This is a genomic window from Neobacillus drentensis NBRC 102427 (genome assembly GCF_001591445.1).
Lineage (GTDB): Bacteria > Bacillota > Bacilli > Bacillales > Cytobacillaceae > Neobacillus > Neobacillus drentensis.
Genome location: NZ_BCUX01000005.1, coordinates 15,036 through 36,233 on the forward strand (window position 1 = coordinate 15,036; position 21,198 = coordinate 36,233).

Genomic DNA, 21,198 nt, shown 5'->3' on the forward strand with positions numbered 1-21,198 from the left:
GCAGCGACTCTTTTTTTTTAAAGGTTTTACGTTTGGGTAAAATATCTGTATGATGAATAAGATTGACTTAAATAATGGAGGAAACTATGCTTACATTTAATGAAAAATTAGCTATAATCGAATCATTTCCAGAATTGGAGCGCAAAAATGTGTCTCTTGGACGCATCAATTTTCAATTCGAAGGCAGTATCTCAGATAAGAAAAACATTGTTTATCATTTACACCCAAATGGGAATGGATTTGTTTATGCAGGAATGTTGGAAAATTATGATACGGATGAAAAGGGGATGGTCAATATTCGTGATTTCTCCGATGAACAGCTCCGTAAAGTGCTAAAACAATCGATTCAAGCCCTATCTCCAGTCGAGAAAACAACGACGGAAGAAGCAATTATCGGTGATTCAAAGGAGGAACGCTGGGTCGATAGTGAGAAAAATCTCCTCGTTTTAATTAATGAAAATGATTCTTGGAATATATATTTTGGCCTGAACCTTGATGCAAGTTTTGATACCTATGAGGAAGCAGAGACGTTTCTTCAGGAAGAAGGATTTACTAGAAAGTAAATCTAAATCTATAAACAAAGGCGATGCATCTAATGCACCGCCTTTTCTTTAGTCTATATTATTTCATTGTCAATCCATTCGTCTAAACGGATAATGCTTTGTTTTGCACGTTCATATTCAATGGTTCGGTAATGGTGCATGCCGCCTTCTTCTTCATCTTTTTCATCTGCCCATTTAACAATTTGTTGTAACGGGGTTCGAACGATATCGTTTGATGGGAGAAAAGAGTCAGTATGAAATAAAATAGCGAGGGCAATTGTTTTTGCTTTGATTGGGTTTTCACCGAGTCGAATTAGGAGCTTATGTGCCCGCTCTGCCCCTTTTATTGGATGAATATCGTTTTGTTTGTATAGGTCATAATCCCATTTACCATTTTTATACCATGTATAATGGCCCATATCATGGAGCAGGCCTGCTTTTGCGGCAATATCCACATCTAAATTATGCTCTTTTCCTAACTGGAAGGCGTGATAAGCGACAGCAATCGCATGGGCAAGACCTGAGCGGTTCAAATATTTTTGGGCAATATGATGTTCAAATATATTTAATAGGGTAACGTCTCTCATGCGATCTCTCCTAACTTTTTCAAAATAATTATTTTATCTATTATATGATAACAATTGGTACATGGCTATTTTTTATAAAAAAAAAGCAGAAGGCATCTAAATGCCCTCTGTTCAATTGAAGAAAATATCTCATCTCTTAGACTTTCTGTATCCCTTATCCTGTGCTTCTTTTTCTGAACAAAACCAGACGATATTGTCGGTGGTAGAGTCATAAAAACTCCCACCCGGTACATGGTAGATATGGGAATTCGCGTTCCCTTTAATCTTGCTTTTACAATCTAAGTTTGTTTCTTGATCATCACTTGGGTTATTTTGATAGTTGTTCTCTGAAGGAGCTTTTGAATTTGTACTTGTATCTTTCGGTTTGTCAACAGCATCTGTATTATACCCATTCTCTTGAGCATAATTTTCAATCGACCAGATTCCCACACCTTTTTTTTGTGCTTTCTTTTGGATTGCATAAAATTCATCTACATATTGGGTATTTGGCGCATAAATGTAAGCCACACGAGCTAGTCCTTGTTCAAGCAGCATTTCATTAAACATTTTTCCATTGACATAAATATAGGCAAGTAAGCGCCCATATTTATCTCGGCCATCCCCTATACCAGGTTCAATTTCAACTTTGGTCCCAACGGGGAGAATTTTTTGGGTATACGCGGATGCTTCCGGTCCAAATGGCTGAACCCCTAACCGAGGGTGATGTGTTTCAGGAGTATCAACACAAAGCATTCTTACCTTTTCAATTTTTCCATTAAGGCTAATATTAATGGTATCTCCATCGACATTCTTAACGATGGTTGCAGGGAGTAATTTTTTATTAGTGATTTTCGATTTAGCAGGTACTTCTGTTTGAGATTGTGATTGAGCCTTTGGTTCGTTCGTTTCATTTGTGTGATCTTCATTGTTTTTTACAACGGAGGAAGTTTTATCTTCACTTTTTACTTTAGTTGGTTCAGTTCCAGAGCAACCTCCGAGTAGAATAGGGATCATTACAATTAGAGAAAATATTAATTGGAGAAATCCTTTGTTCATAACTAGTACCCCTTAGAATGATTTATTCCATCTATTTTATTAAAAATCAAAAATAAAAAGAGAGAAGTTAGCGATTCTCCTCTCTCTTTGATAATGTTACTTTTTTTCTATCACTTTATCACCTTTAGGCCCCAAATACTCATAATCATTTGGATTAATTGGTGTATATCCTTCTGGCTTATAAAACCGCAGCAGGTCTTTGTAAACAATTTCATCAGACATGTTTAATTCAGTATTAACCTTGGTATCAACATCTTTACATGCAGTACTGTCTTCTAATAATAGTCCAGTTTCAGATGCATAACATTTTTCATTAATCTGGATAACATCTGAGGTTACAAAGTCACCGTTTCTGAATAATGCCCAATTACGGTGTTGTTTTGAAAGTAAATCAGAACCAAATTCCATATAATCCTTCGTATCAATACCCAATAAATGAAGAATGGTTGGACGGACATCTACTTCCCCGCCAACTTGGTGGTGAACTCCACCCTTTACACCAGGGACGTGAATAAATAATGGTACACGTTGTAATTTAGCATTGATTGCAGGAGTAATTTCATCGACACCCAAAACCTTTGCCATTGCATCATTATGGTTTTCAGAAATACCGTAATGGTCACCATACATAACAATGATTGTATTATCATACATACCGTTTGCTTTTAAGTCATTAAAGAATTGCTCAAATGCCTGATCCATATAGTTTGAGGATTGGAAATATTGGTTTACAACGGTATCCCCATAATCCCCAGCAGGGAAATTGGTATCTTCCGGATCCATTTCAAATGGGAAATGATTAGATAATGAAATGAACTTTGTATAGAACGGCTGCTTTAAGCTTTCAAGCAGTGGTATAGATTCTTTAAAGAAAGGTTTATCTTTCATTCCATAGTTTTTTGTATTTTCATCAGACATGCTGTAGTACTCAGCATCAAAGAATTGATCGTATCCAAATGCTTTATAAATTACGTTTCGGTTCCAGAAGGTTTTATAGTTTCCGTGTAACACTGCCGAACTATATCCCTGGCCTTTTAGAATAGAAGGCATAGCTTGATAGGTGTTCTGGGCTTTGTTAACAAATACAGCACCTTGTGCCATAGGATATAATGAATTTTCCATCAGGAATTCGGCATCCGATGTTTTCCCTTGACCTGTTTGATGATAGAAATTATCAAAATAGAAGGTATTTTTATCATGTGCCAGAGAATTCAAAAATGGCGTGACTTCTTGTCCGTTAGGCATTTTATAATCAATCATAAAGCTTTGAAAAGATTCCATTGAAATATAGACGACATTCATACCCTTAGCTTTCCCGAAATACTTCGGATTAGGTGCGGCATAGTTTGCTTTTCGGTAGTTTTCAACATCTGTAATATCGCTGCTATCAGCCAACGCACGCTGACTTGATGATTTAATATTTTGGATAACATCATAAATGGTAAAGTTGTATGCACCAAGGTACTTTACTAAATAATTTCGGTCAAAAGAACGTGACAGCAACTGTGGACGATCTTTCTCAGCTAAACCTAAATTAAATAGAAAAGTAGTGATTGAAAATAATAGGACGATTTTATAGGTTTTTCTGCTCGTTACCGTAACTTTCTTGAAAACTGTTAGTGCTAATGCAATCAAGATGAACATATCGGTAAAATAAAAAATATCAAATGGTGACATTAATGACAGTGCACTGTCCCCTAGCTGTCCGGCATTCGTTTTGGTTTGCATTAACACTGGCACTGTAATGAAATCATTAAAGAAACGATAATAGGCAATATTCGCGTACAATAAGAATGATAACAAGAAATTAATAAAAATCATGATCATCTTCGAGCGTTTCTTAAAAAGCAGTGCTAGACCAAAGAAGAAGAGCGCTGAACTTAATGGATTAATCAAAAGCAAAAACTTTTGCAGGTTATTTTCAATACCTAAGTTAAATTCAATTTGATATGCAGCATAGGTCTTGATCCAAAATAAAAATACAGCCGCTGCAAAGAATGTAATATGACTATTTTTTAATATTTTAGGTAGTCTAATTTTATTCATTTTAAAAAATTCTCCCCTCACTTACCAATTAAGCTTCGGTAAACGAACCTCAATTACTATACCACATTTCTAATAAAAATAAAAACATATATCATGCTGTTTTTATCTCCTCTTTCCAACAAAAATCTACACGGATTATCTTTTTCGACAAACACATTCATCACTGTAAATTGATTGGTCATTTCATATTTATCATATTTTATTTTTATGTCAGTTATCAGTTGGACATGACTGATTTCAATCTTCCATAATGTAAGACGAAATAAATGATATTTAGTTTCATTTTTTTCATAAGACTTCATTTCAACCTATCATAAACCTGAATGGTTTAGGGAGCAATATGAATATAGACTTATCTTTAGCAGCTATAAGCTGAACGATTTTCGTGAATGAACTCATCTAACATTGGTTAGCATAAACAAAAGGAAAGCAGAAAAATTTAAAAAGGAGAACATTATGCCCAGAATTAGGCCTGAATTCACAAAAAGTCCGTATTTTGTTGATGAACCGGGAAATTGGCACTTAAAGCCTGGTGCTCCGAACGATCTCCAGGTTGAGCTAGATAATTATCTGAATAGCTTAGGAGATATTGACGAGCCAGGAACTATCAATGGTATACATATCGACTATCCCTATTAAAGTATAAAGCCTGCTATATAATAGAAGAAAGCGATTGCGATTGGATTTGAATGGAATGAAATGATGTTAAATAAATGACTATTTCTATAGGAGTGAATGTAATGAATATTAACCGAGTAAAACAAATTCTATCATCATCTGCAGATATTGAAGTCAAATATAATGGTGCATCTGTATGGATTGATCAATTAAATGAAGAGGGACATACAGCAACAGTACATTTACGCGGCCCTTTGGAAGAACGCTCCGTAGTAGATATTGGAGAACTTATCGAAGACTAATTTATTCAGACCATCTTTTCAAAGAAAAGATGGTCTATTATATTAATGGTTTAAAATACTATTCTTAGCTAATAATTGGATCGTCATATCATCCATTGGTGGATTATGCAGGCCAGCTCTTACATCTCGATAATATCGTTGTAACGGATTTTTCATAGAAAGACTTTTTGCACCCACAATTCTCATTGCCAAATCAACAACCTCGATTGCCATATTCGTAACAGATAATTTGGCAGCTCCTAAAGCTGCTCCCATCTTTTCCCGACCATCATCGTTTGTAAGGTCCCATTGTCTTGCAACTCCATATAAGATGTATTCGGACTGCATTAATTTTAACTCAACTTCACCAAGTTTTTGCTGAACATTTGGTAAATCGATGATTGGTCCGACAATACTATTCGGTGAATAGTCCTTAGCGAATTGAATCGCATATCTTTGCGCTGCTTTTGCTATACCAAGATAACATGCTGGTATATGGAGGAGCCAGCCATTTGCCCTTTTTGCGTTGGAACTAAACTCCTCGACTAGATATTCACTTTCTACTAAACAATTATCCAAAATTAAGTCATGACTCCCTGTTCCTTTTAATGCGATACTATCCCAGGTTTCCTCAATATTCAATCCATTTGTTGATCGTGGAATAAGAAAATTGGCGACATCATTTGTCTCTTTGATTGTTGCACTAACAATAAAGAAATCTAGGACGGGGGACATTGTCGTAAATGTTTTCCTTCCATTAATAACCCAGCCATTCTTTACTTTTTCAGCCGTTGTTTCTGGTCTGCCGCCTCGCGTTGGACTACCTGTCTTTGGTTCACTTTGAGCACTATTGATTAGTGCACCATTTTTCACTTGTTCACAAAGATATCTAAAGATTGACTCCTTCCATGAGTTTTTTTCATGTAAATTCATGATTATCCCCATATGCCAGCCAACGGAAAGAGCGGTTGCTCCGTCACCTTCCGCCATCGTTTCTTGAAGTCGAATTAACTCATAGAGTGAGATCTCCTTCCCCCCATACATAGATGGAACAGTTAAAGTCGTGTATCCTGTATTTTTTAGGTCCTGGATATTTGCAAACGGAAAACTGCCTTCTATGTCAACCTGATGTGCTCGTACGAGGAAATCTTTTGCAAGCTTTCTCATAAGATCTAATCGTTCATCCAATGTATCTAGTTCTTGAAAGTTCATTTTCATCTCTCCAATCTCATTACTGGTGTGTATACTACCCAATTGTGATTTTACCCTTAGGATATCGGAATGCATCAGGCTTTCTGCGTATAGTCACTGCATAAGCAATCGTTAATGGTCCTACCCTGCCAACAAACATGGTAAAAATAATTAATGCCTTGCCTACAGGTGATAATTCCGGTGTCAATCCCATCGAGAGCCCCACTGTAGCAAAGGCAGAAGTTACTTCAAATACGATTGTTAAAAAATCTTGCCCATGTTCAGAAATAGTTAAAATTAGTGTCATCAGCATAACTAAAAATAATCCACTAAATGTAACCGTTAACGCTTTATAAATGGTTTCATATTCAATTCTCTGACGATAAAATATCACATCTTCTTTCCCGCGAATTTGCGACCAAACTGCACCAATGAGCGTTGTAAATGTAGTTGTTTTTATTCCGCCTCCCGTCGATCCGGGAGATGCTCCAACAAACATTAGCAGGACGATTAATAATAAAGATGATTGAGTCAGATCGGCAATATTTAACGTATTAGCACCTGCTGTTCTAGCTGTTACAGATTGAAATAATGACCCAAGTATTTTACCTAAAAACGATAAGGGTTTTAACGTTAAACTGTTGGAATATTCTTGCAGAAAAACACCTGCAGTCCCAACTACAACTAATACAGTGCTTGTCATTAAGACAATCTTTGTATGTAGTGATAACCGTTTTGAAACACGATATTCAAATAGTTCATTCATAACGATAAAGCCAATCCCACCTAATATAATTAATGCACTTACCGTTAGAGTAACAGTTGGATCGTCAACATAACTTGTTAAACTATGAAACTCACCCATTAAGTCAAACCCGGCATTGTTAAAATTGGAAATCGAATGAAATATTCCATAATAAATTGCCTTCCCGATTGGCATATCAAATGAGAAACGAATAGATAAAAGCATGGCACCGACTAACTCAATTACGGCCGTAAAAATCAAAATTCGTCTTGTTAAGCGAACAATCCCCTCCATTGATAGATTATTTAGTGATTCTTGAAGTAAAATCCTTTCTTTTAAAGAAATTCTTTTCCCAACTAAGAAGGCAAAGAACGTAGCAAACGTCATAAATCCAAGGCCACCGACTTGAATCATGCATAATATCGTTATTTGCCCGAACATCGTAAAAGTGGTGCCAGTATCGACGACAACCAAACCGGTTACGCATGTTGCTGAGGTGGCAGTAAACAGGGCATTTAAAAATGGCAAACCCTGCCCATTTGCAGTCGAAGCCGGCAAGGTTAGTAAAAAAGCCCCTATGACAATAATTAAACCAAAACCCAGAACTAGAATCTTCGGCGGATCAAGATATACCTTTTTACGCAGCATAATTTTCTCCCTTTTCAAAATATGGTTATAGAAAGCAATTAATAATCATGTGAACCTCTGATTTTATTATTTTATTCCTAGTTTCACTATTTTAAATAATCGTAAATCAATAATACAGGAAAACTATACAATTTCGAATAATAAACCCCTTACAAAATTTATTATTAAAGTGTGTCAAATGTGTGTCATAACTCACTGTTCAACGCTCACATATTGTTCTATAATACAAGAAGTAAATTTTTCCATGTTTTCGAACAAACTTTCTTAAGATATAAAGTAGCAGTTTGAGGAATAATACAAGAATATGGGAATTAAAGGGGGATTTTTATGAAGCAAGGAACTAAACAACTAATTGTACAAACTGGAAGCCTTGTAGCAGGTTTTATGGTTTGGGTACTAATATCATCACTTATGCCTTTTATTAAAGCAGATATAAATCTTACTTCTACTCAAATTGCCTGGGCAACGGCCGTCCCGGTAATCCTCGGATCCCTGCTCCGTGTTCCAATAGGTTACTGGACCAATCGCTATGGTGCTCGAACATTATTTACCATCAGCTTTATTGTACTGATTATTCCAATTGCCTTGTTAAGCTATGCCAATTCACTGCTAACATTAATTTTGGGTGGATTTTTACTTGGGATTGGCGGCGCTGTTTTTTCCGTCGGTGTTACTTCACTACCCAAATATTATGAAAAAACAAAGCATGGCTTTATTAACGGAATTTACGGTGCCGGTAATATCGGAACAGCGATAACATCCTTTTCCGCACCAGTACTTGCTAATGCGTACGGATGGAGAACCACGATTAAAATATTCCTAATCGTTGTATTAATCTTTGCACTTTTAAACTTTATTTTTGGTGACAGAAAAGAACGAAAAGTTAACATTTCCTTAACAGACCAAATCAAAGAGGTATATAAAAATCCAAAACTATGGTTTCTAAGTTTATTTTATTTTATCACTTTCGGTTCCTTTGTCGCCTTCACTATTTATTTACCTTCATTTTTAGTTAATCACTTTGAATTAGACAAAGTGGATGCAGGACTTAGGACTGCCGGTTTTATAGCTTTGGCAACCTTTTTTCGACCGATAGGAGGATGGTTAGGCGATAAAATTAATCCTTTCCTTATTTTAATGGCAGTCTTCTTTAGCCTTACTTTTGCAGGATTTCTTTTATCATTTACTCCTTCTTTGCCGATTTATTCCTTTGGCTGCTTATTAGTTGCGTTCTTCGCGGGATTAGGAAATGGGGCAATCTTTAAGCTTGTTCCCTTATATTTTTCTAAGCAAGCGGGTATTGTGAATGGAATTGTTTCAGCTATGGGTGGGCTTGGTGGTTTTTTTCCGCCAATCATTCTCACCATTCTCTTTAATTGGACCGGTCATTATGCAATCGGGTTTATGTCCTTATCTGAATTTTCCTTAGCAAGTCTGGTTATTGTCGTATGGTTATATTATCAAGATAAGCTGGATATTTCAGCAAAGATTGTTAACCATGCGTTAGATGGCATTTGTGTAACAGATGTTCACGGTATAATTCAAAGCGTCAATCCCGCTTTCACAAAAATTACTGGCTATAGTCAAACTGAGGTAATCGGTAAAACCCCAAGTGTTCTTCAATCCGGTGAACATGACAATGAATTTTACAACAAAATGTGGGATAGTTTAAAGTCAAGCGGAGTTTGGGAAGGGTATATTTGGAATAAGCGGAAAAACAATGATATATATAGAGAATGGCTAACCATCACAGCTATTAAAGACGATGCAGGTGAAATAAAAAACTTTGTTGGGATGTTTTATGAAGATAACAAAAAATCCTAGAAAAAGGCAGAACCAAAGGAGACCTTCCCCGTGGAAGTTCTCCTTTTTTTTTCATAAAGTTGATCAAATTATTACAACTTTTTGTCGGCTTTTATGTGTTCACAGTTCGTTCACTATTTTTGTGACGTACGTCACAAAATTCATGTTCTCCTTTGGTTTATAGTAAAAACACAAACAAGAACACTAACTTTATTAAAATAAATTTGGAGAACAATTTAGGGGGAATACAAAATGGCGCGAATTAATTATTGGAATCCAGAAGACGAAAAATTCTGGAACGCAGAAGGAAAAAAGCATGCTCGACGAAATCTATGGATATCTGTCCCTTCTTTAATGATGGCATTTATCGTTTGGCAGATTTGGTCAGTCGTAGCTGTTAGACTTAACGACATCGGCTTCCATTTTACTGAAGAACAGCTCTTTACACTTGCCGCTATTCCAGGTCTTGTTGGTGCAACTCTTCGCTTTGTTTATACATTCGCAGTCGGCTCGATTGGAGGAAAAAACTGGACAGTTATTTCAACAGCAGTCTTGGCGATCCCAGCGATTGGGATTGGATTTGCGGTCCAAAACCCGGAAACACCATTTTCAATTATGTTATTGCTTGCGGCCCTTTGTGGTCTTGGCGGCGGTAATTTCTCATCCTCTTCAGCAAATATTAGCTTCTTCTTTCCAAAAAAGGAAAAAGGAACAGCACTAGGTATTAATGGCGGTTTAGGAAACATGGGAGTATCTGTGGTGCAATTCGTTACACCATTAATTGTTACTTCAGGAACTTTTGCACTAGTTGGTGATAAGCAAGTTTTAGCAAATGGTCAAGAAGTTTGGTTACAGAACGCAGCATTTATTTGGGTCATTCCAATAGTCATCTTAACGGTTCTAGCCATGTTCAAAATGGATAGTGTACCAGGGGCAAAGCAATCCGTTGCGGAACAGTTTGTGATTGTAAAACGAAAGCACACATGGATTATGACAGCCCTTTATGTCGCAACTTTTGGTTCATTCATCGGTTATTCTGCGGCATTTCCACTTTTATTAAGATCGCAATTTCCTGAATATATTTCACTTGCCTTCCTTGGTGCATTAGTAGCTGCAGCAGCTAGACCTGTTGGCGGTTGGATGGCAGACAAACTGGGTGGTGCAAAGGTTACTGCATATGTCTTAGTCATTATGGGAATTGGGGCATCAGGAGTTATTTTCTTCCTAGATGGAAAACAATTTGCTGGATTCTTATTATCCTTCTTAATCCTATTTATTGCATCTGGTATTGGATCTGGCTCGACATTCCAAATGATCCCGAACCTTTTTATTCCAAAAGAAGCAGCACCCGTTATTGGATTTTCAGCTGCATTTGCAGCTTACGGTTCATTCTTTATTCCAAAGCTTTTCGGATGGTCTGTTAAAGCAACAGGTACTCCAGTTACTGCCTTTTATTTCTTTATCGGTTTTTATGTAGTTGCATTTGGGCTCAACTGGTATTTCTATCAAAGAAAAGCCACTGCATCAAAATCACTTACACAGCATGCCGGATAAATCCGGCTTGTTTTTTTATAGGCAGCTAATATTGTCTGCAACTTTTTGTTCCTAGGTCTCCGCTCCAATTAAAATTGTGTCACCAAAAAAACAACGCAGTGATTAAGCTGCGTTGTTTAAAAAATTCTTTATATCCTCGATATCGCAACCGCACATGCCTTAAATTCGGCAGTTCCTGAGATAGGATCAAACTCATTTAGGGTTAAGACATTGGTCGGTGTCTCACTCCAATGGAAGCTCATAAAAACGAGCCCTGGGACTACTTGTTCTGTTATCTTAGCCTTTACCTGCAGTTCTCCTCTTCTTGAGCGAACCTGAACCACTTCACCATCTGTTATCCCTAAAGCTGTTGCATCATTGGGATGGATATCCACAGTTTCTTCCGTTTGTTTTAATTTAACTCCAGCAGCATAATGGCGTGTCTGAGAATGAGTATTGTAAGATTCATAACGCCTTCCAGTTGTTAGAACAAACGGATAATCAGCATCAGGTAGTTCTAATGGTGCCGTATAATCAACTGGTACAAATGCTGATTTTGTTGCTACCGACTCTGGTTGGTGGAACCTCTCATGCAAGATAAGTGTTCCTGGGTGGTTTTCATCAGGGCAAGGATAATGAATTCCATATTCTTTATCAAGTCTTTCATAAGTTATGCCACCGTACATCTCGGCAGCTAGTTTTCTGACCTCATCCCAGATTTCTTCGCTGTTATTGTAGTGCATTGGATAACCCATTAACGTTGATAATTCACAAAGGATTTTCCAGTCTTCTTTCACATTAGGGTGTGGCTCTACTGCTTTACGAACCCGTTGAACTCTACGGTCGGTGTTGGTATATGTTCCATCCACTTCCCCCCATGAACGTGCTGGCAATACAACATCAGCCATTTTTGCTGTTTCCGTTAGGAAAATATCTTGAACAATTAATAGGTCAAGCTTTTCAAACAATGCTTGTGTATGATTCATGTGAACATCGGCAAGGAGCGGGTTTTCACCAATCACATAAAGCGCCTTTAATTCACCCGTCTCAATTCGATCAAAAGTTCTTGTTTGTGTGTCACCAACTCTAGGGTTTAGTTCAACATTCCATTCCCTTTCAAACCTGGCCCGGGAATCATTATTTGCTATGCTCATTCCACCTGTTAGTTGGTTTGGCAAACATCCCATATCTCCTGCACCCTGAACATTATTCTGACCTCTAAGCGGCATGACACCAGCGCCTGGTTTCCCAATATTTCCAGTTAATAAAGCAAGATTTGCAATATCTAATACATTATTAACACCACAGTGATGCTCTGTAATCCCGAGCGTATATGCAATCATGGAACCGTTTGAAGCAGCATACTCTCTTGCCGTTGCAGCAATATCTTCCTCACTTAAACCGGTAATTGATGCAGCGTATTCTAAAGTAAAAGGCTCAACTTGTTTTTCTAACTTTTCGAAATCAATCGTAACTTGTTGGATAAACTCTGGATTGTATAAACCTTCTTTTAGGATCACTCGAATAATGGCATTGATAAGAGCAATATCTGAGCCCACATTTAATTGCAAATGACGATGTGAGGATTTTACCATATCAATTTTCCTTGGGTCTACCACAATTATTTTCAAGCCTGCTTTTGCAGCTTTTTTCATCCGATTTGCAATGATAGGATGTGCTTCGGTTGTATTTGATCCCATCAAAAGTAGCACTTCTGCTCGATCAATATCATCTAATGTATTAGTTGGTGAACCGCTTCCAAAAACAGTTGCCAGACCGGCAACGCTAGAAGCGTGTCAAGTACGGTTACAGCCATCAATATTGTTACTATTAATAACCGCCCTCATAAATTTTTGGGTAACAAAATTGGATTCGTTTGTATTTCTTGCGCAAGCGAACATGGAAATCGAGTCTGGACCCCAAGCAGTTTTTATATTGGATAATTGACTGGCAATGAATTGATAAGCTTCATCCCAAGTCGTTTCGACTAGCCTACCTGCTTTTCGGATGAGTGGAGACGTTAATCTATTTTTCGCATGTACGTATTCATAGGCAAATGCACCTTTTACACATGTTTGCCCCTTGTTTACTGGTGCTTCCTTGTCGCCACGGATTTTCATAATTCGGTTGTCTTTGACCTCAAGGACTAAGCCACAACCAGTACCACAGTATCCGCAGATTGTTTTAACAAAATTTGCTTCTCCCACCATTTTCACTCCCCTTAAAAACATAATTACCTATATAAACATATTAATCTATTTATGAAGATTATTGATTCCTTTTCGAAGAATTATTTGTCTATTTCTTGAATGAAAAATTTGGAAATAAAAAAAACGAGAGATTTGCTCCCCCGCTTTAGGCTGTTTTTGCTGGTAATAGGATATTAAAGGTTGTTCCTTTATTTGGTTCACTTTCAACAAAGACCTTACCGTTATGGCTTTCAATAATCTTAAAGCTAACCATTAAGCCTAAGCCATTACCATTTTTCTTCGTTGTGTAAAAGGGTTCTCCAAGTTTCTTTAATTTTTCTTTGGAAATTCCGACACCGGTGTCTTGAATGGATATTTGAACATTGTTATCTTGGATCATTGTTTTCACATGAAGTTCGCCACCATTTGGCATAGCTTCAATACCATTTTTGATGAAGTTTAACAATACCTGCTTTAAACGATTTTCATCACATTCAATCTGAATAATTTCCTGATTACAATCAAAAGTCAAACGAACATTTTTCTTCCTTGCATCAAATTCTAGCAACGAGACTACATTCTGAATAACAGGCACAACATTCTTTTCTTCTAATTCAACAGCCTTTGGTTTCGCTAATACCATAAAGTCTTCTACAATGGTATTAACCCGATCAATTTCATCGAGAATAATATTTAAAAACTCCATTCGCTCCGGATCTTTTTCATCTAATTGTAAGAATTCCGCGTAGCCTTTCATTGAAGTAAGTGGATTGCGAATTTCATGGGCAACACCCGCAGCTAATTGACCAACCGCTGCTAGTTTATCCTGTCGGTTGATTACCTCTTCTGTTCTCTTCCGTTCAGTAATATCATTTCGAATAGCAAGGTATTGGTAGGGATTTCCTTGACCATTAATAAATGGAACAATCGTTGTATCCACCCAATAATAATTACCATCCTTAGCTTTATTTCGGATTTCGCCTTTCCAGACATTTCCTGACCCAATCGTTTTCCAAAGATTTTTGAAAAAGTCCTTTGAGTGGTAACCGGAATTTAGAATATTGTGGTCCTTACCGAGTATCTCTTCTCGACTGTATTTAGATATCTCACAGAATTTGTCGTTAACACTGGTGATCATTCCTCTTGCATCAGTAAATGCAACAATCGAGGATTGGTCAAGAGCAAATTTTATATCAATATTCTCTTTGATTGTTTCTTTAAGATGCTCTTCTGCCAGTTTTCGATCAGAAATATCTGACCGTATTGCAATATATTGAACAGGTTTACCTTTATTATTCAAAAAAGGAACAATGGTGGTATCGACCCAATAAAACGTGCCATCCTTTGCTTTATTTCGGATTTCCCCACGCCAGATTTTCCCCGATCGAATCGTACTCCATAAGTCTTTGAAAAACTCTCTGGAATGGAAGCCCGAATTTAAAATTCTATGGTTCTTTCCGATAATCTCTTCCTGATTATACTTGGAAATTTCTTCGAATTTATCATTTACATAGATAATATTTCCAACAGGGTCCGTAATGGCAACAATGGTTGAAGCATCTAAAGCAGCTTTGATGTCCTTTAAGTTAGTATCTGATGTCACTAATTGTTTACTAATTAATGTACTCGATAAGATTAATCCACCGATTATTAAAATAGATACGAACAGTACCAAGTATAAGAAAAGCGGACTATCCACACTTGAACTATCTAGAGTCGTTGTCGTAATCGTGGCTCTTGTTAACAGAAAATGTCCTTCGATAATTGCTAATGACATAATTATCGCACTTATAGGTTTTAACCAAACCTGATTGCTATTGGTAAAGCTTTTTGATGAAAAAAGTATCCAGAGAGAAAATAAAAAGGAACCAAAGATTAAGAGTCCTGAAATCAGAAGCAATAAGAAATTATATTTAATATTTCCATTCATAGCATATAAACCGATGACATGTATGGAAATTACTGCAAAGGTTAGGAATACACTCCCGAGGATTAAATGGTTAAATTTAATTTGTTTTCCATAAAATGAGAGGAAAGCCATTCCTGTAAAGGCAATTCCTATGACCATTGAAAGTAATGTTAGTGGAATATGATAGCTCGCAAACCGATTGGTATCTGCGGAAATGAGACCAATAAAGTTCATAATCCATATCCCGACTCCCATAGATAGCGTTCCGCATAAAAAGAGAAGTCTCTTATTTTTATTCTGTTCAGATGACTTTATTAAAGTAAACATATCTAATGCAGTATAAGCTGCCATGATGGTTAAACCAATGGCAATTATAATGAAATAAGGCTGAAAAGTCCCAATCATTGCATTCATTTACCAGCCTCCCCCTATTTCCACATTGCTTTTCTACTATGATTGTAATGGAAATCGCAATGTTATGGAAGCATTAAATATCGAAGATTGTCATTTTCCTTATATTTTAACCGATAAATTATTTTTTCCATTAAACCTTTTAAAAATGGAATAAATTCGAATTTGTGATAAAAGCCTTATTTATTAAAATGGGGCAATTTTTTTAAAAAAAAGCCTACACATTTTTATTTATTTCAGCTATACTGTACTATAACAAGAACGTCATAAATAAACTGTATTAATAAAGGAGGAGTTTTATTATGTTAATGAATCCAGTTGAGTTTTTCCGTACTTTGCAAAAAAAGGAATGTTGTGAATGTGGTCAGCATATGGAGGAACAAGCAGAAAGTTACTTTATGGAATGTGACCGCTGCTTAGCAAAAAAAGAAGAATAGAACTTCAAAGCTCTCCTTTTTGGAGAGTTTTTTGTTGTCATGCGAAGATGATGGTATATATTCAATTTATTTCCGTTTTGGAGAGAATTAGCCAAGCATAAACCCTATCTGCGAAGCGAAACCTTAAGATAAGGAGTTGAAATGAATGTTTAATTTTCGTAAGGACCGATCTAGAGAATCTTTAAAAGAAACGTTTGCCGATAATACCAAAACGGTTTCCGGGGATTCTGTAGATGAGCTTAGAAATCTTGAAGAAGCTAATACCTTGATTAGTGGGGATGAAATTCAACAACAAAATGAAAATTTATAGAGAGGCGCTTAAACCACATGGGAATGATTGAAATATGATGCACATTTTTTCGATTTTGTGAATAAGAAAAGACTGTCAATTCTTAATGACAGTCTTTATAAATATTTAATTTATTAAATTTGTGGAAGCTCTCTCATTTCCTGTAGCATTTCATTGCCACACATTGGGCAGAGTAAGTCATCTGCAACAAAATCCTTCCTCATCCAACCTATACATGCTTCATCAATACATGAATAAATTTCAGTATCAACCAAGATTGTTTCAATTTCTTCTTCTTTCGCTCTTTTACCATAAAAAATGGGAACCGCCTCCTTTTTTATTAGTATGTACAAAAAAGTGACTTTTCATTTCCAGAAACCTTAGGAGTGATAAAAAGAATGATGAATCAAAAAAGATATACGAATGTGGGAACGGATATCGAAGAAGTGAAAAAGTTAAACAGCCAATCCGGCTTGAGTTACAATGAAGTCAAGAATTTACTGGCGCAAAGGTATTTTGATAATAAAAAGAAAGACTAAAAATTTTAAGCCTTCCTTAATAGGAAGGCTTTCCTTCTAGATGAAATACGGAAGTAAAAAGGGTAATATTAACGATACTAATAACGCAGCAATTCCCATAGCTGCACCTGCAACGGCTCCCTGGATGTCGCCCTCCTTGACGGCTTCTGCTGTCCCTATTCCATGAGCGATTGTCCCAATTGACAAACCACGCGCAAAGGGATGATGGATTTTAAACATACTCAACAGCTTAGGCCCAAACATGGCTCCAATCATTCCTGTAATAATAACAAAAGCGGCAATGAGTGATACGTTTGCCTTTATTATTTTGCCAATTTCTGTTGCAACTGGAACAGTAACAGACTTAATCGTTAATGAAAGAAGGAACATTTTAGAGAAATAAAAACACTTCGCAATAACAATGGCAGAGGTAATCGTTGTAAATGTTCCAATTAAAAGCCCTACACAAGCAGCAATCAGGTACTTCGAAATCAACTCCCGATTCTTATAGATTGGCACTGCTAATGCTACGGTTGCTGGTCCTAGCAGATAAGTCATGATTTTTTTTGCAGGGATATATTCCTGATAATTAATATGTGATACAAGTAACAGGAAAATAACGATTGCTGTACTTAAAAACACTGGACTAGTTAATGGAGAGGAATATCTTTGACCAAGCCTCCGCGATAATTTATAAACGATAGTCGTTAACAAAATACTATAAGCTGTGATCATGGGAATTTACATTTACTTTTTCTTTTTTCAAAATAACAGATTGCGTAGCTTTTCCAGCTGATAACAATCCAATAAATGCACTTGTTACTAATACAAAGAGGATAATCATTCCCTTATGAAGGAAGATTGGCCCTAATGTCATTAATCCTACTGCTATTGGAATGAAAAAAAAGCTTAAATGTTTTAATAACCATGTGGCTGCAACATCTATTTGTTCCACTTTTATTACACGTGTCCAGAGTAAAAATAATAGGAGTAAAATACCGATTACATTTCCTGGGATTTTCAAATGAAGAATTCGTCCGATTTGAGTTCCAATCTGATAAATCACAATTAATATCAATAGTTGACTAAGAAATATCAGTATTTTTTTCACACAATGCCCCTCCTATTCCCTGGTTTACCAGATCCTGCATATAGTATTCAGAATATTTTAAAAGTTAATTCAATAATAATACAGTATATAGGAATCACTTATACTTTGCACTAACTTTTGTTCACAAAATATCCATATCTTTTTTCTATTAACTTCTTTATCTTAAAGGTAGGAGGGATACATATGAAGAAGATCTATTTAATATGCAGTCTTACAGTACTAATCGGGATTGCAGCAGGAATTTCTTTCTTTCTCGTTCGCGATGCAAATGCGAAAATACCTGCAGAAGTTACCTTGATAGACCAAAATGGTGATTCATATAATTTTGGTAAGGACCGGACTAAATTAAAACTAGTTGAATTCATCTACACACATTGCCCTGATATATGTCCAACCACTACACAAAAAATGATTGACTTGAAAAGTGACTTTGAAAAGGTCGGTGTTTTTGGTAAGGAGATTGAATTTTTAACAATTACCATCGATCCTTATCGAGACACACCCGAGGTCTTAACTGATTATATGAAGGGGTTTGAGATAGATAACAACAAACAATGGTTGTTTTTAACAGGAGAAAAGGCAAACATTAAAAGGGATAGACAACAACTAAAAAAAGTGACGGATGCAATGCAATTTCAATTTAAAGACCCAGGTAATGGTCAATTCGTCCATTCAACCTTTACTTTTTTGGTTGATGAGAATAATAAATTTATTGCCAAATTTCCGATGGGAAAAGGCTTTGATAAAAAAGAAGTTTACAACAAGGTCATGGATAAGATTGAATAAAAAAAAGCGATTAGCCCACTTGGGATTAATCGCTTTTTACTAATTTTGCTTCCTATTTAATTAACAGATGAAGGGTATTTTTTTAATTGCTGTAAAGAAATAAGGTAATTAGACTTCGGTTTGGTTAAACTCGCTTTTATACCGGCCTTTTTTAACTTGTTTACGAGTTCAGTCAGTTGATTTTTTGTCATCTTTCTCACACCTTCTTTTACTTGCTATATACCCCAATTCTACAACAAAAATATGAATAAAGTGTGAAATCCGAGAAATTTTTTTAGAAAATTTTTCTTTAAAAATGAACTCTAACTTAAAGAATTCGCTCTTCTTCTATTTTAATGGTATAATCAGTAGATATTTTGTTCTTGGAGGATGTTTTGAATATGATTACTGTAAGTAACGTAGGTTTAAGGTATGGAGACCGGAAGTTATTCGAAGATGTAAACATTAAATTTAACCCTGGAAACTGCTACGGGTTAATCGGTGCAAATGGGGCCGGAAAATCAACCTTTTTAAAAATTCTATCTGGTGAAATTGAAGCACAGTCGGGAACAGTCCAGCTTGGGCCAAATGAACGGATGGCTGTGTTAAAACAAAACCACTTTGAATATGAAGAATTTGAAGTATTAAAGACTGTTATTATGGGGCATACGAGACTTTATCAGGTAATGCAAGAAAAAGACGCAATCTATATGAAGGAAAACTTCACAGATGAAGACGGTATGAAAGCTGCTGAACTTGAGGGTGAATTTGCGGAATTAAATGGTTGGGAAGCAGAACCTGAAGCTGCTATTCTTCTCAAAGGACTTGGGATCGGCGAAGAGCTTCATGATAAGAAGATGGCCGAAATCACCGGTTCAGAAAAAGTAAAAGTGCTTCTCGCACAAGCATTGTTTGGCAAACCTGACGTCTTACTTCTTGATGAGCCTACAAACCACTTGGATATCAAAGCGATTCAATGGCTTGAGGATTTCTTAATTAACTTTGAAAATACCGTTATTGTTGTATCCCATGACCGTCACTTCCTCAATAAAGTTTGTACACATATTGCCGATTTAGATTTTGGAAAAATCCAAGTCTATGTTGGAAACTATGACTTTTGGTATGAATCAAGCCAATTAGCTACTAGATTAACTTCAGACGCTAACAAAAAGAAGGAAGAAAAAATCAAGGAATTACAAGCCTTTATTGCACGGTTTAGTGCCAATGCCTCAAAATCAAAACAAGCTACTTCTCGGAAGAAGTTACTTGATAAAATTACACTGGATGACATTCGCCCTTCATCAAGACGTTATCCATTTGTCGGGTTTACCCCAGACCGTGAAATAGGGAATGATTTGTTACGTGTCGAAGGATTAACAAAAACGCTTGATGGTGTGAAAGTCCTCGATAACATCAGCTTTATTGTCAATAAGGGTGATAAAATTGCTCTTGTCGGAACAAATGAAATTGCCAAAACGACACTTTTCAAGATCCTAATGGGTGAAATGGAAGCAGATAGTGGCACCTATAAATGGGGTATTACTACTTCTCAAGCTTATTTCCCTAAGGATAACTCCGAGTATTTTGAGAACAGTGACTTAAACCTTGTCGACTGGCTTCGTCAGTTCTCTCCTAAAGATGATAGTGAAAGCTTTTTACGAGGCTTTTTAGGAAGAATGCTTTTCTCTGGTGAAGAAGTTCTAAAAAAGGCAAGTGTCCTTTCCGGGGGAGAAAAGGTTCGTTGTATGCTTTCAAAAATGATGTTAAATGGAGCGAATGTCCTCCTGCTTGATGAGCCGACTAACCATTTAGATTTAGAATCTATTACCGCACTTAATAATGGTCTAATTAACTTTAAGGGTTCATTGCTTTTCGCGTCGCATGATCATCAATTTATCCAAACCATTGCAAACCGAATTTTTGAATTAACACCTAAAGGCTTAATAGATAAGCAAATGATTTATGATGAATACCTTGAAAATGCTGATATACAAAAGCAAATTGCAGAAATGTATCTTTAAAAAAAAACAAGCACCCACATACAATAAGTGGGTGCTTGTTTTTTTAATCTTTTTTCTGTTTTCTTCTCGATGATGGTTCAGTACGTGAACCTGTTTCAGTAGTTGTTGTTCCCTGGCCTTCTACTTGCGAGGAAGCCAATCCGATGGTTGAAGGATCCTTTTTACGTTTTCCCATTTTTACACCTCCCCTATTAGCTTTTGGATGATTAAAGCTACTTATTCCGAATAATTTAGCTAAAGTTAAGCAAAATAATCTAGAGGAGGAGGTGTTTTGTATGGCAAAAATTGGTGTAGAACAATCTCTTGGACAAGTTCAGGCAGCTTTACGTGAAAAAGGTCATGATGTAGTTGAATTAAAACAGGAGTCAGACGCTCAGAATTGTGATTGCTGTGTAGTAACAGGACTAGATTCAAACGTAATGGGGATGCAGGATACCTTTACAAAGGGCTCAGTTATTGACGCAAGCGGCCTGTCTGCTGACGAAGTATGTCAACAAGTCGAAAGTAGACTACAATAAT

The 21,198-nt window shown here is 36.4% G+C and carries 22 protein-coding genes; 11 read left to right on the plus strand and 11 right to left on the minus strand.

Translation table 11 applies throughout. From position 1 onward, the window contains the following. Positions 1–86: 86 nt before the first annotated feature. Positions 87–563 (plus strand): hypothetical protein, encoded by a 477-nt coding sequence (locus tag BDR01S_RS02560; protein ID WP_066256552.1) that lies wholly within the window; start codon positions 87–89, stop codon positions 561–563. 53 nt (positions 564–616) lie between these two features. Here the strand turns inward: BDR01S_RS02560 and BDR01S_RS02565 are convergent, their stop codons facing one another. From BDR01S_RS02565 to ltaS, 3 genes are all read right to left on the minus strand, one after another. Further along, on the minus strand, positions 617–1,129 hold the full coding sequence (locus tag BDR01S_RS02565; RefSeq protein ID WP_066256554.1) for an HD domain-containing protein: 513 nt from the start codon (positions 1,127–1,129) through the stop codon (positions 617–619). A gap of 129 nt (positions 1,130–1,258) precedes the next feature. Next, positions 1,259–2,164 carry a thermonuclease family protein gene (locus BDR01S_RS02570; protein ID WP_066256557.1) on the minus strand — a complete coding sequence of 302 codons (906 nt, stop codon included), beginning with the start codon at positions 2,162–2,164 and terminating at the stop codon, positions 1,259–1,261. Positions 2,165–2,260: 96 nt separating this feature from the next. Continuing rightward, positions 2,261–4,210, minus strand: coding sequence for a lipoteichoic acid synthase (gene ltaS / locus BDR01S_RS02575; RefSeq protein WP_066256560.1), 1,950 nt, complete (start codon positions 4,208–4,210; stop codon positions 2,261–2,263). A gap of 456 nt (positions 4,211–4,666) precedes the next feature. Between ltaS and BDR01S_RS02585 the strand changes: the two genes are divergently transcribed. Both BDR01S_RS02585 and BDR01S_RS02590 read left to right on the plus strand, forming a co-directional pair. Continuing rightward, a complete protein-coding gene (locus BDR01S_RS02585) occupies positions 4,667–4,849 on the plus strand; it encodes a hypothetical protein (RefSeq protein WP_066256566.1) in 183 nt (60 codons plus the stop codon). A gap of 101 nt (positions 4,850–4,950) precedes the next feature. Further along, the gene (locus tag BDR01S_RS02590; RefSeq protein WP_066256570.1) at positions 4,951–5,130 is read left to right on the plus strand and encodes an H-type small acid-soluble spore protein; all 180 of its coding nucleotides are present in this window, start codon (positions 4,951–4,953) and stop codon (positions 5,128–5,130) included. A 42-nt stretch (positions 5,131–5,172) separates the two neighbouring features. Here BDR01S_RS02590 and BDR01S_RS02595 read toward each other — a convergent pair whose 3' ends face one another. Together BDR01S_RS02595 and BDR01S_RS02600 are read right to left on the minus strand one after the other, a co-directional pair. Continuing rightward, positions 5,173–6,321: an acyl-CoA dehydrogenase family protein gene (locus tag BDR01S_RS02595; protein ID WP_066256573.1), complete on the minus strand. Its 1,149-nt coding sequence runs from the start codon at positions 6,319–6,321 to the stop codon at positions 5,173–5,175. 34 nt (positions 6,322–6,355) lie between these two features. Beyond that, the gene (locus BDR01S_RS02600; RefSeq protein ID WP_066256575.1) at positions 6,356–7,693 is read right to left on the minus strand and encodes a TrkH family potassium uptake protein; all 1,338 of its coding nucleotides are present in this window, start codon (positions 7,691–7,693) and stop codon (positions 6,356–6,358) included. Positions 7,694–8,020: 327 nt separating this feature from the next. Between BDR01S_RS02600 and BDR01S_RS02605 the strand changes: the two genes are divergently transcribed. Further along, the gene (locus BDR01S_RS02605) at positions 8,021–9,517 is read left to right on the plus strand and encodes a nitrate/nitrite transporter (protein WP_066256578.1); all 1,497 of its coding nucleotides are present in this window, start codon (positions 8,021–8,023) and stop codon (positions 9,515–9,517) included. Between the two features lie 231 nt (positions 9,518–9,748). Next, the gene (locus BDR01S_RS02610; RefSeq protein ID WP_066256581.1) at positions 9,749–11,050 is read left to right on the plus strand and encodes an MFS transporter; all 1,302 of its coding nucleotides are present in this window, start codon (positions 9,749–9,751) and stop codon (positions 11,048–11,050) included. Between the two features lie 128 nt (positions 11,051–11,178). Here the strand turns inward: BDR01S_RS02610 and fdhF are convergent, their stop codons facing one another. Further along, the gene (gene fdhF, locus BDR01S_RS02615; RefSeq protein WP_335582589.1) at positions 11,179–13,260 is read right to left on the minus strand and encodes a formate dehydrogenase subunit alpha; all 2,082 of its coding nucleotides are present in this window, start codon (positions 13,258–13,260) and stop codon (positions 11,179–11,181) included. A gap of 124 nt (positions 13,261–13,384) precedes the next feature. After that, on the minus strand, positions 13,385–15,541 hold the full coding sequence (locus tag BDR01S_RS02625) for a PAS domain S-box protein (protein WP_066256589.1): 2,157 nt from the start codon (positions 15,539–15,541) through the stop codon (positions 13,385–13,387). Positions 15,542–15,840: 299 nt separating this feature from the next. Here BDR01S_RS02625 and yhfH point away from each other — a divergent pair, with 299 nt between their 5' ends. Beyond that, positions 15,841–15,975, plus strand: a complete 135-nt coding sequence (gene yhfH / locus BDR01S_RS24700; protein WP_082797285.1) for a protein YhfH — start codon at positions 15,841–15,843, stop codon at positions 15,973–15,975. Between the two features lie 145 nt (positions 15,976–16,120). Beyond that, positions 16,121–16,285: a hypothetical protein gene (locus BDR01S_RS25195; protein WP_157406093.1), complete on the plus strand. Its 165-nt coding sequence runs from the start codon at positions 16,121–16,123 to the stop codon at positions 16,283–16,285. A 113-nt stretch (positions 16,286–16,398) separates the two neighbouring features. Here the strand turns inward: BDR01S_RS25195 and BDR01S_RS02630 are convergent, their stop codons facing one another. Next, on the minus strand, positions 16,399–16,617 hold the full coding sequence (locus BDR01S_RS02630) for a cold-inducible protein YdjO-related protein (RefSeq protein WP_207629681.1): 219 nt from the start codon (positions 16,615–16,617) through the stop codon (positions 16,399–16,401). A 45-nt stretch (positions 16,618–16,662) separates the two neighbouring features. Between BDR01S_RS02630 and BDR01S_RS25640 the strand changes: the two genes are divergently transcribed. Further along, positions 16,663–16,803, plus strand: coding sequence for a hypothetical protein (locus tag BDR01S_RS25640; protein WP_169801404.1), 141 nt, complete (start codon positions 16,663–16,665; stop codon positions 16,801–16,803). A gap of 36 nt (positions 16,804–16,839) precedes the next feature. On the opposite strand, the gene BDR01S_RS02635 is transcribed toward BDR01S_RS25640, so the two are convergent. Both BDR01S_RS02635 and BDR01S_RS02640 read right to left on the minus strand, forming a co-directional pair. Further along, positions 16,840–17,517: an LrgB family protein gene (locus tag BDR01S_RS02635; protein WP_066256591.1), complete on the minus strand. Its 678-nt coding sequence runs from the start codon at positions 17,515–17,517 to the stop codon at positions 16,840–16,842. Then, a complete protein-coding gene (locus BDR01S_RS02640; RefSeq protein ID WP_066256594.1) occupies positions 17,501–17,893 on the minus strand; it encodes a CidA/LrgA family protein in 393 nt (130 codons plus the stop codon). Before BDR01S_RS02640 ends, BDR01S_RS02635 begins: the two co-directional genes overlap by 17 nt. 183 nt (positions 17,894–18,076) lie before the next feature. Here BDR01S_RS02640 and BDR01S_RS02645 point away from each other — a divergent pair, with 183 nt between their 5' ends. After that, complete coding sequence (locus BDR01S_RS02645; protein ID WP_066256596.1) at positions 18,077–18,679, plus strand: SCO family protein; 603 nt, start codon at positions 18,077–18,079, stop codon at positions 18,677–18,679. A 380-nt stretch (positions 18,680–19,059) separates the two neighbouring features. Then, a complete protein-coding gene (locus BDR01S_RS02650) occupies positions 19,060–20,679 on the plus strand; it encodes an ABC-F family ATP-binding cassette domain-containing protein (protein ID WP_066256598.1) in 1,620 nt (539 codons plus the stop codon). A 43-nt stretch (positions 20,680–20,722) separates the two neighbouring features. Here the strand turns inward: BDR01S_RS02650 and BDR01S_RS25200 are convergent, their stop codons facing one another. Further along, the gene (locus BDR01S_RS25200) at positions 20,723–20,854 is read right to left on the minus strand and encodes a YuzL family protein (RefSeq protein WP_098262041.1); all 132 of its coding nucleotides are present in this window, start codon (positions 20,852–20,854) and stop codon (positions 20,723–20,725) included. 100 nt (positions 20,855–20,954) lie between these two features. On the opposite strand from BDR01S_RS25200, the gene BDR01S_RS02655 reads away from it, so the two are divergent. Continuing rightward, a complete protein-coding gene (locus BDR01S_RS02655) occupies positions 20,955–21,197 on the plus strand; it encodes a YkuS family protein (RefSeq protein ID WP_066256599.1) in 243 nt (80 codons plus the stop codon). Position 21,198: the final 1 nt, after the last annotated feature.

Coding starts and splice junctions, on each gene's coding strand:
- yhfH (WP_082797285.1), top strand. CDS start 15,841: ATGTTAATGAATCCAGTTGAGTTTTTCCGTACTTTGCAAAAAAAGGAA.
- BDR01S_RS25200 (WP_098262041.1), bottom strand. CDS start 20,854: ATGGGAAAACGTAAAAAGGATCCTTCAACCATCGGATTGGCTTCCTCG.
- BDR01S_RS02610 (WP_066256581.1), top strand. CDS start 9,749: ATGGCGCGAATTAATTATTGGAATCCAGAAGACGAAAAATTCTGGAAC.
- BDR01S_RS02585 (WP_066256566.1), top strand. CDS start 4,667: ATGCCCAGAATTAGGCCTGAATTCACAAAAAGTCCGTATTTTGTTGAT.
- BDR01S_RS02655 (WP_066256599.1), top strand. CDS start 20,955: ATGGCAAAAATTGGTGTAGAACAATCTCTTGGACAAGTTCAGGCAGCT.
- BDR01S_RS02595 (WP_066256573.1), bottom strand. CDS start 6,321: ATGAACTTTCAAGAACTAGATACATTGGATGAACGATTAGATCTTATG.
- BDR01S_RS02625 (WP_066256589.1), bottom strand. CDS start 15,541: ATGAATGCAATGATTGGGACTTTTCAGCCTTATTTCATTATAATTGCC.
- BDR01S_RS02570 (WP_066256557.1), bottom strand. CDS start 2,164: ATGAACAAAGGATTTCTCCAATTAATATTTTCTCTAATTGTAATGATC.
- BDR01S_RS02650 (WP_066256598.1), top strand. CDS start 19,060: ATGATTACTGTAAGTAACGTAGGTTTAAGGTATGGAGACCGGAAGTTA.
- BDR01S_RS02560 (WP_066256552.1), top strand. CDS start 87: ATGCTTACATTTAATGAAAAATTAGCTATAATCGAATCATTTCCAGAA.
- ltaS (WP_066256560.1), bottom strand. CDS start 4,210: ATGAATAAAATTAGACTACCTAAAATATTAAAAAATAGTCATATTACA.
- BDR01S_RS25195 (WP_157406093.1), top strand. CDS start 16,121: ATGTTTAATTTTCGTAAGGACCGATCTAGAGAATCTTTAAAAGAAACG.
- BDR01S_RS02600 (WP_066256575.1), bottom strand. CDS start 7,693: ATGCTGCGTAAAAAGGTATATCTTGATCCGCCGAAGATTCTAGTTCTG.
- BDR01S_RS25640 (WP_169801404.1), top strand. CDS start 16,663: ATGATGAATCAAAAAAGATATACGAATGTGGGAACGGATATCGAAGAA.
- BDR01S_RS02590 (WP_066256570.1), top strand. CDS start 4,951: ATGAATATTAACCGAGTAAAACAAATTCTATCATCATCTGCAGATATT.
- BDR01S_RS02565 (WP_066256554.1), bottom strand. CDS start 1,129: ATGAGAGACGTTACCCTATTAAATATATTTGAACATCATATTGCCCAA.
- BDR01S_RS02605 (WP_066256578.1), top strand. CDS start 8,021: ATGAAGCAAGGAACTAAACAACTAATTGTACAAACTGGAAGCCTTGTA.
- BDR01S_RS02645 (WP_066256596.1), top strand. CDS start 18,077: ATGAAGAAGATCTATTTAATATGCAGTCTTACAGTACTAATCGGGATT.
- BDR01S_RS02635 (WP_066256591.1), bottom strand. CDS start 17,517: ATGATCACAGCTTATAGTATTTTGTTAACGACTATCGTTTATAAATTA.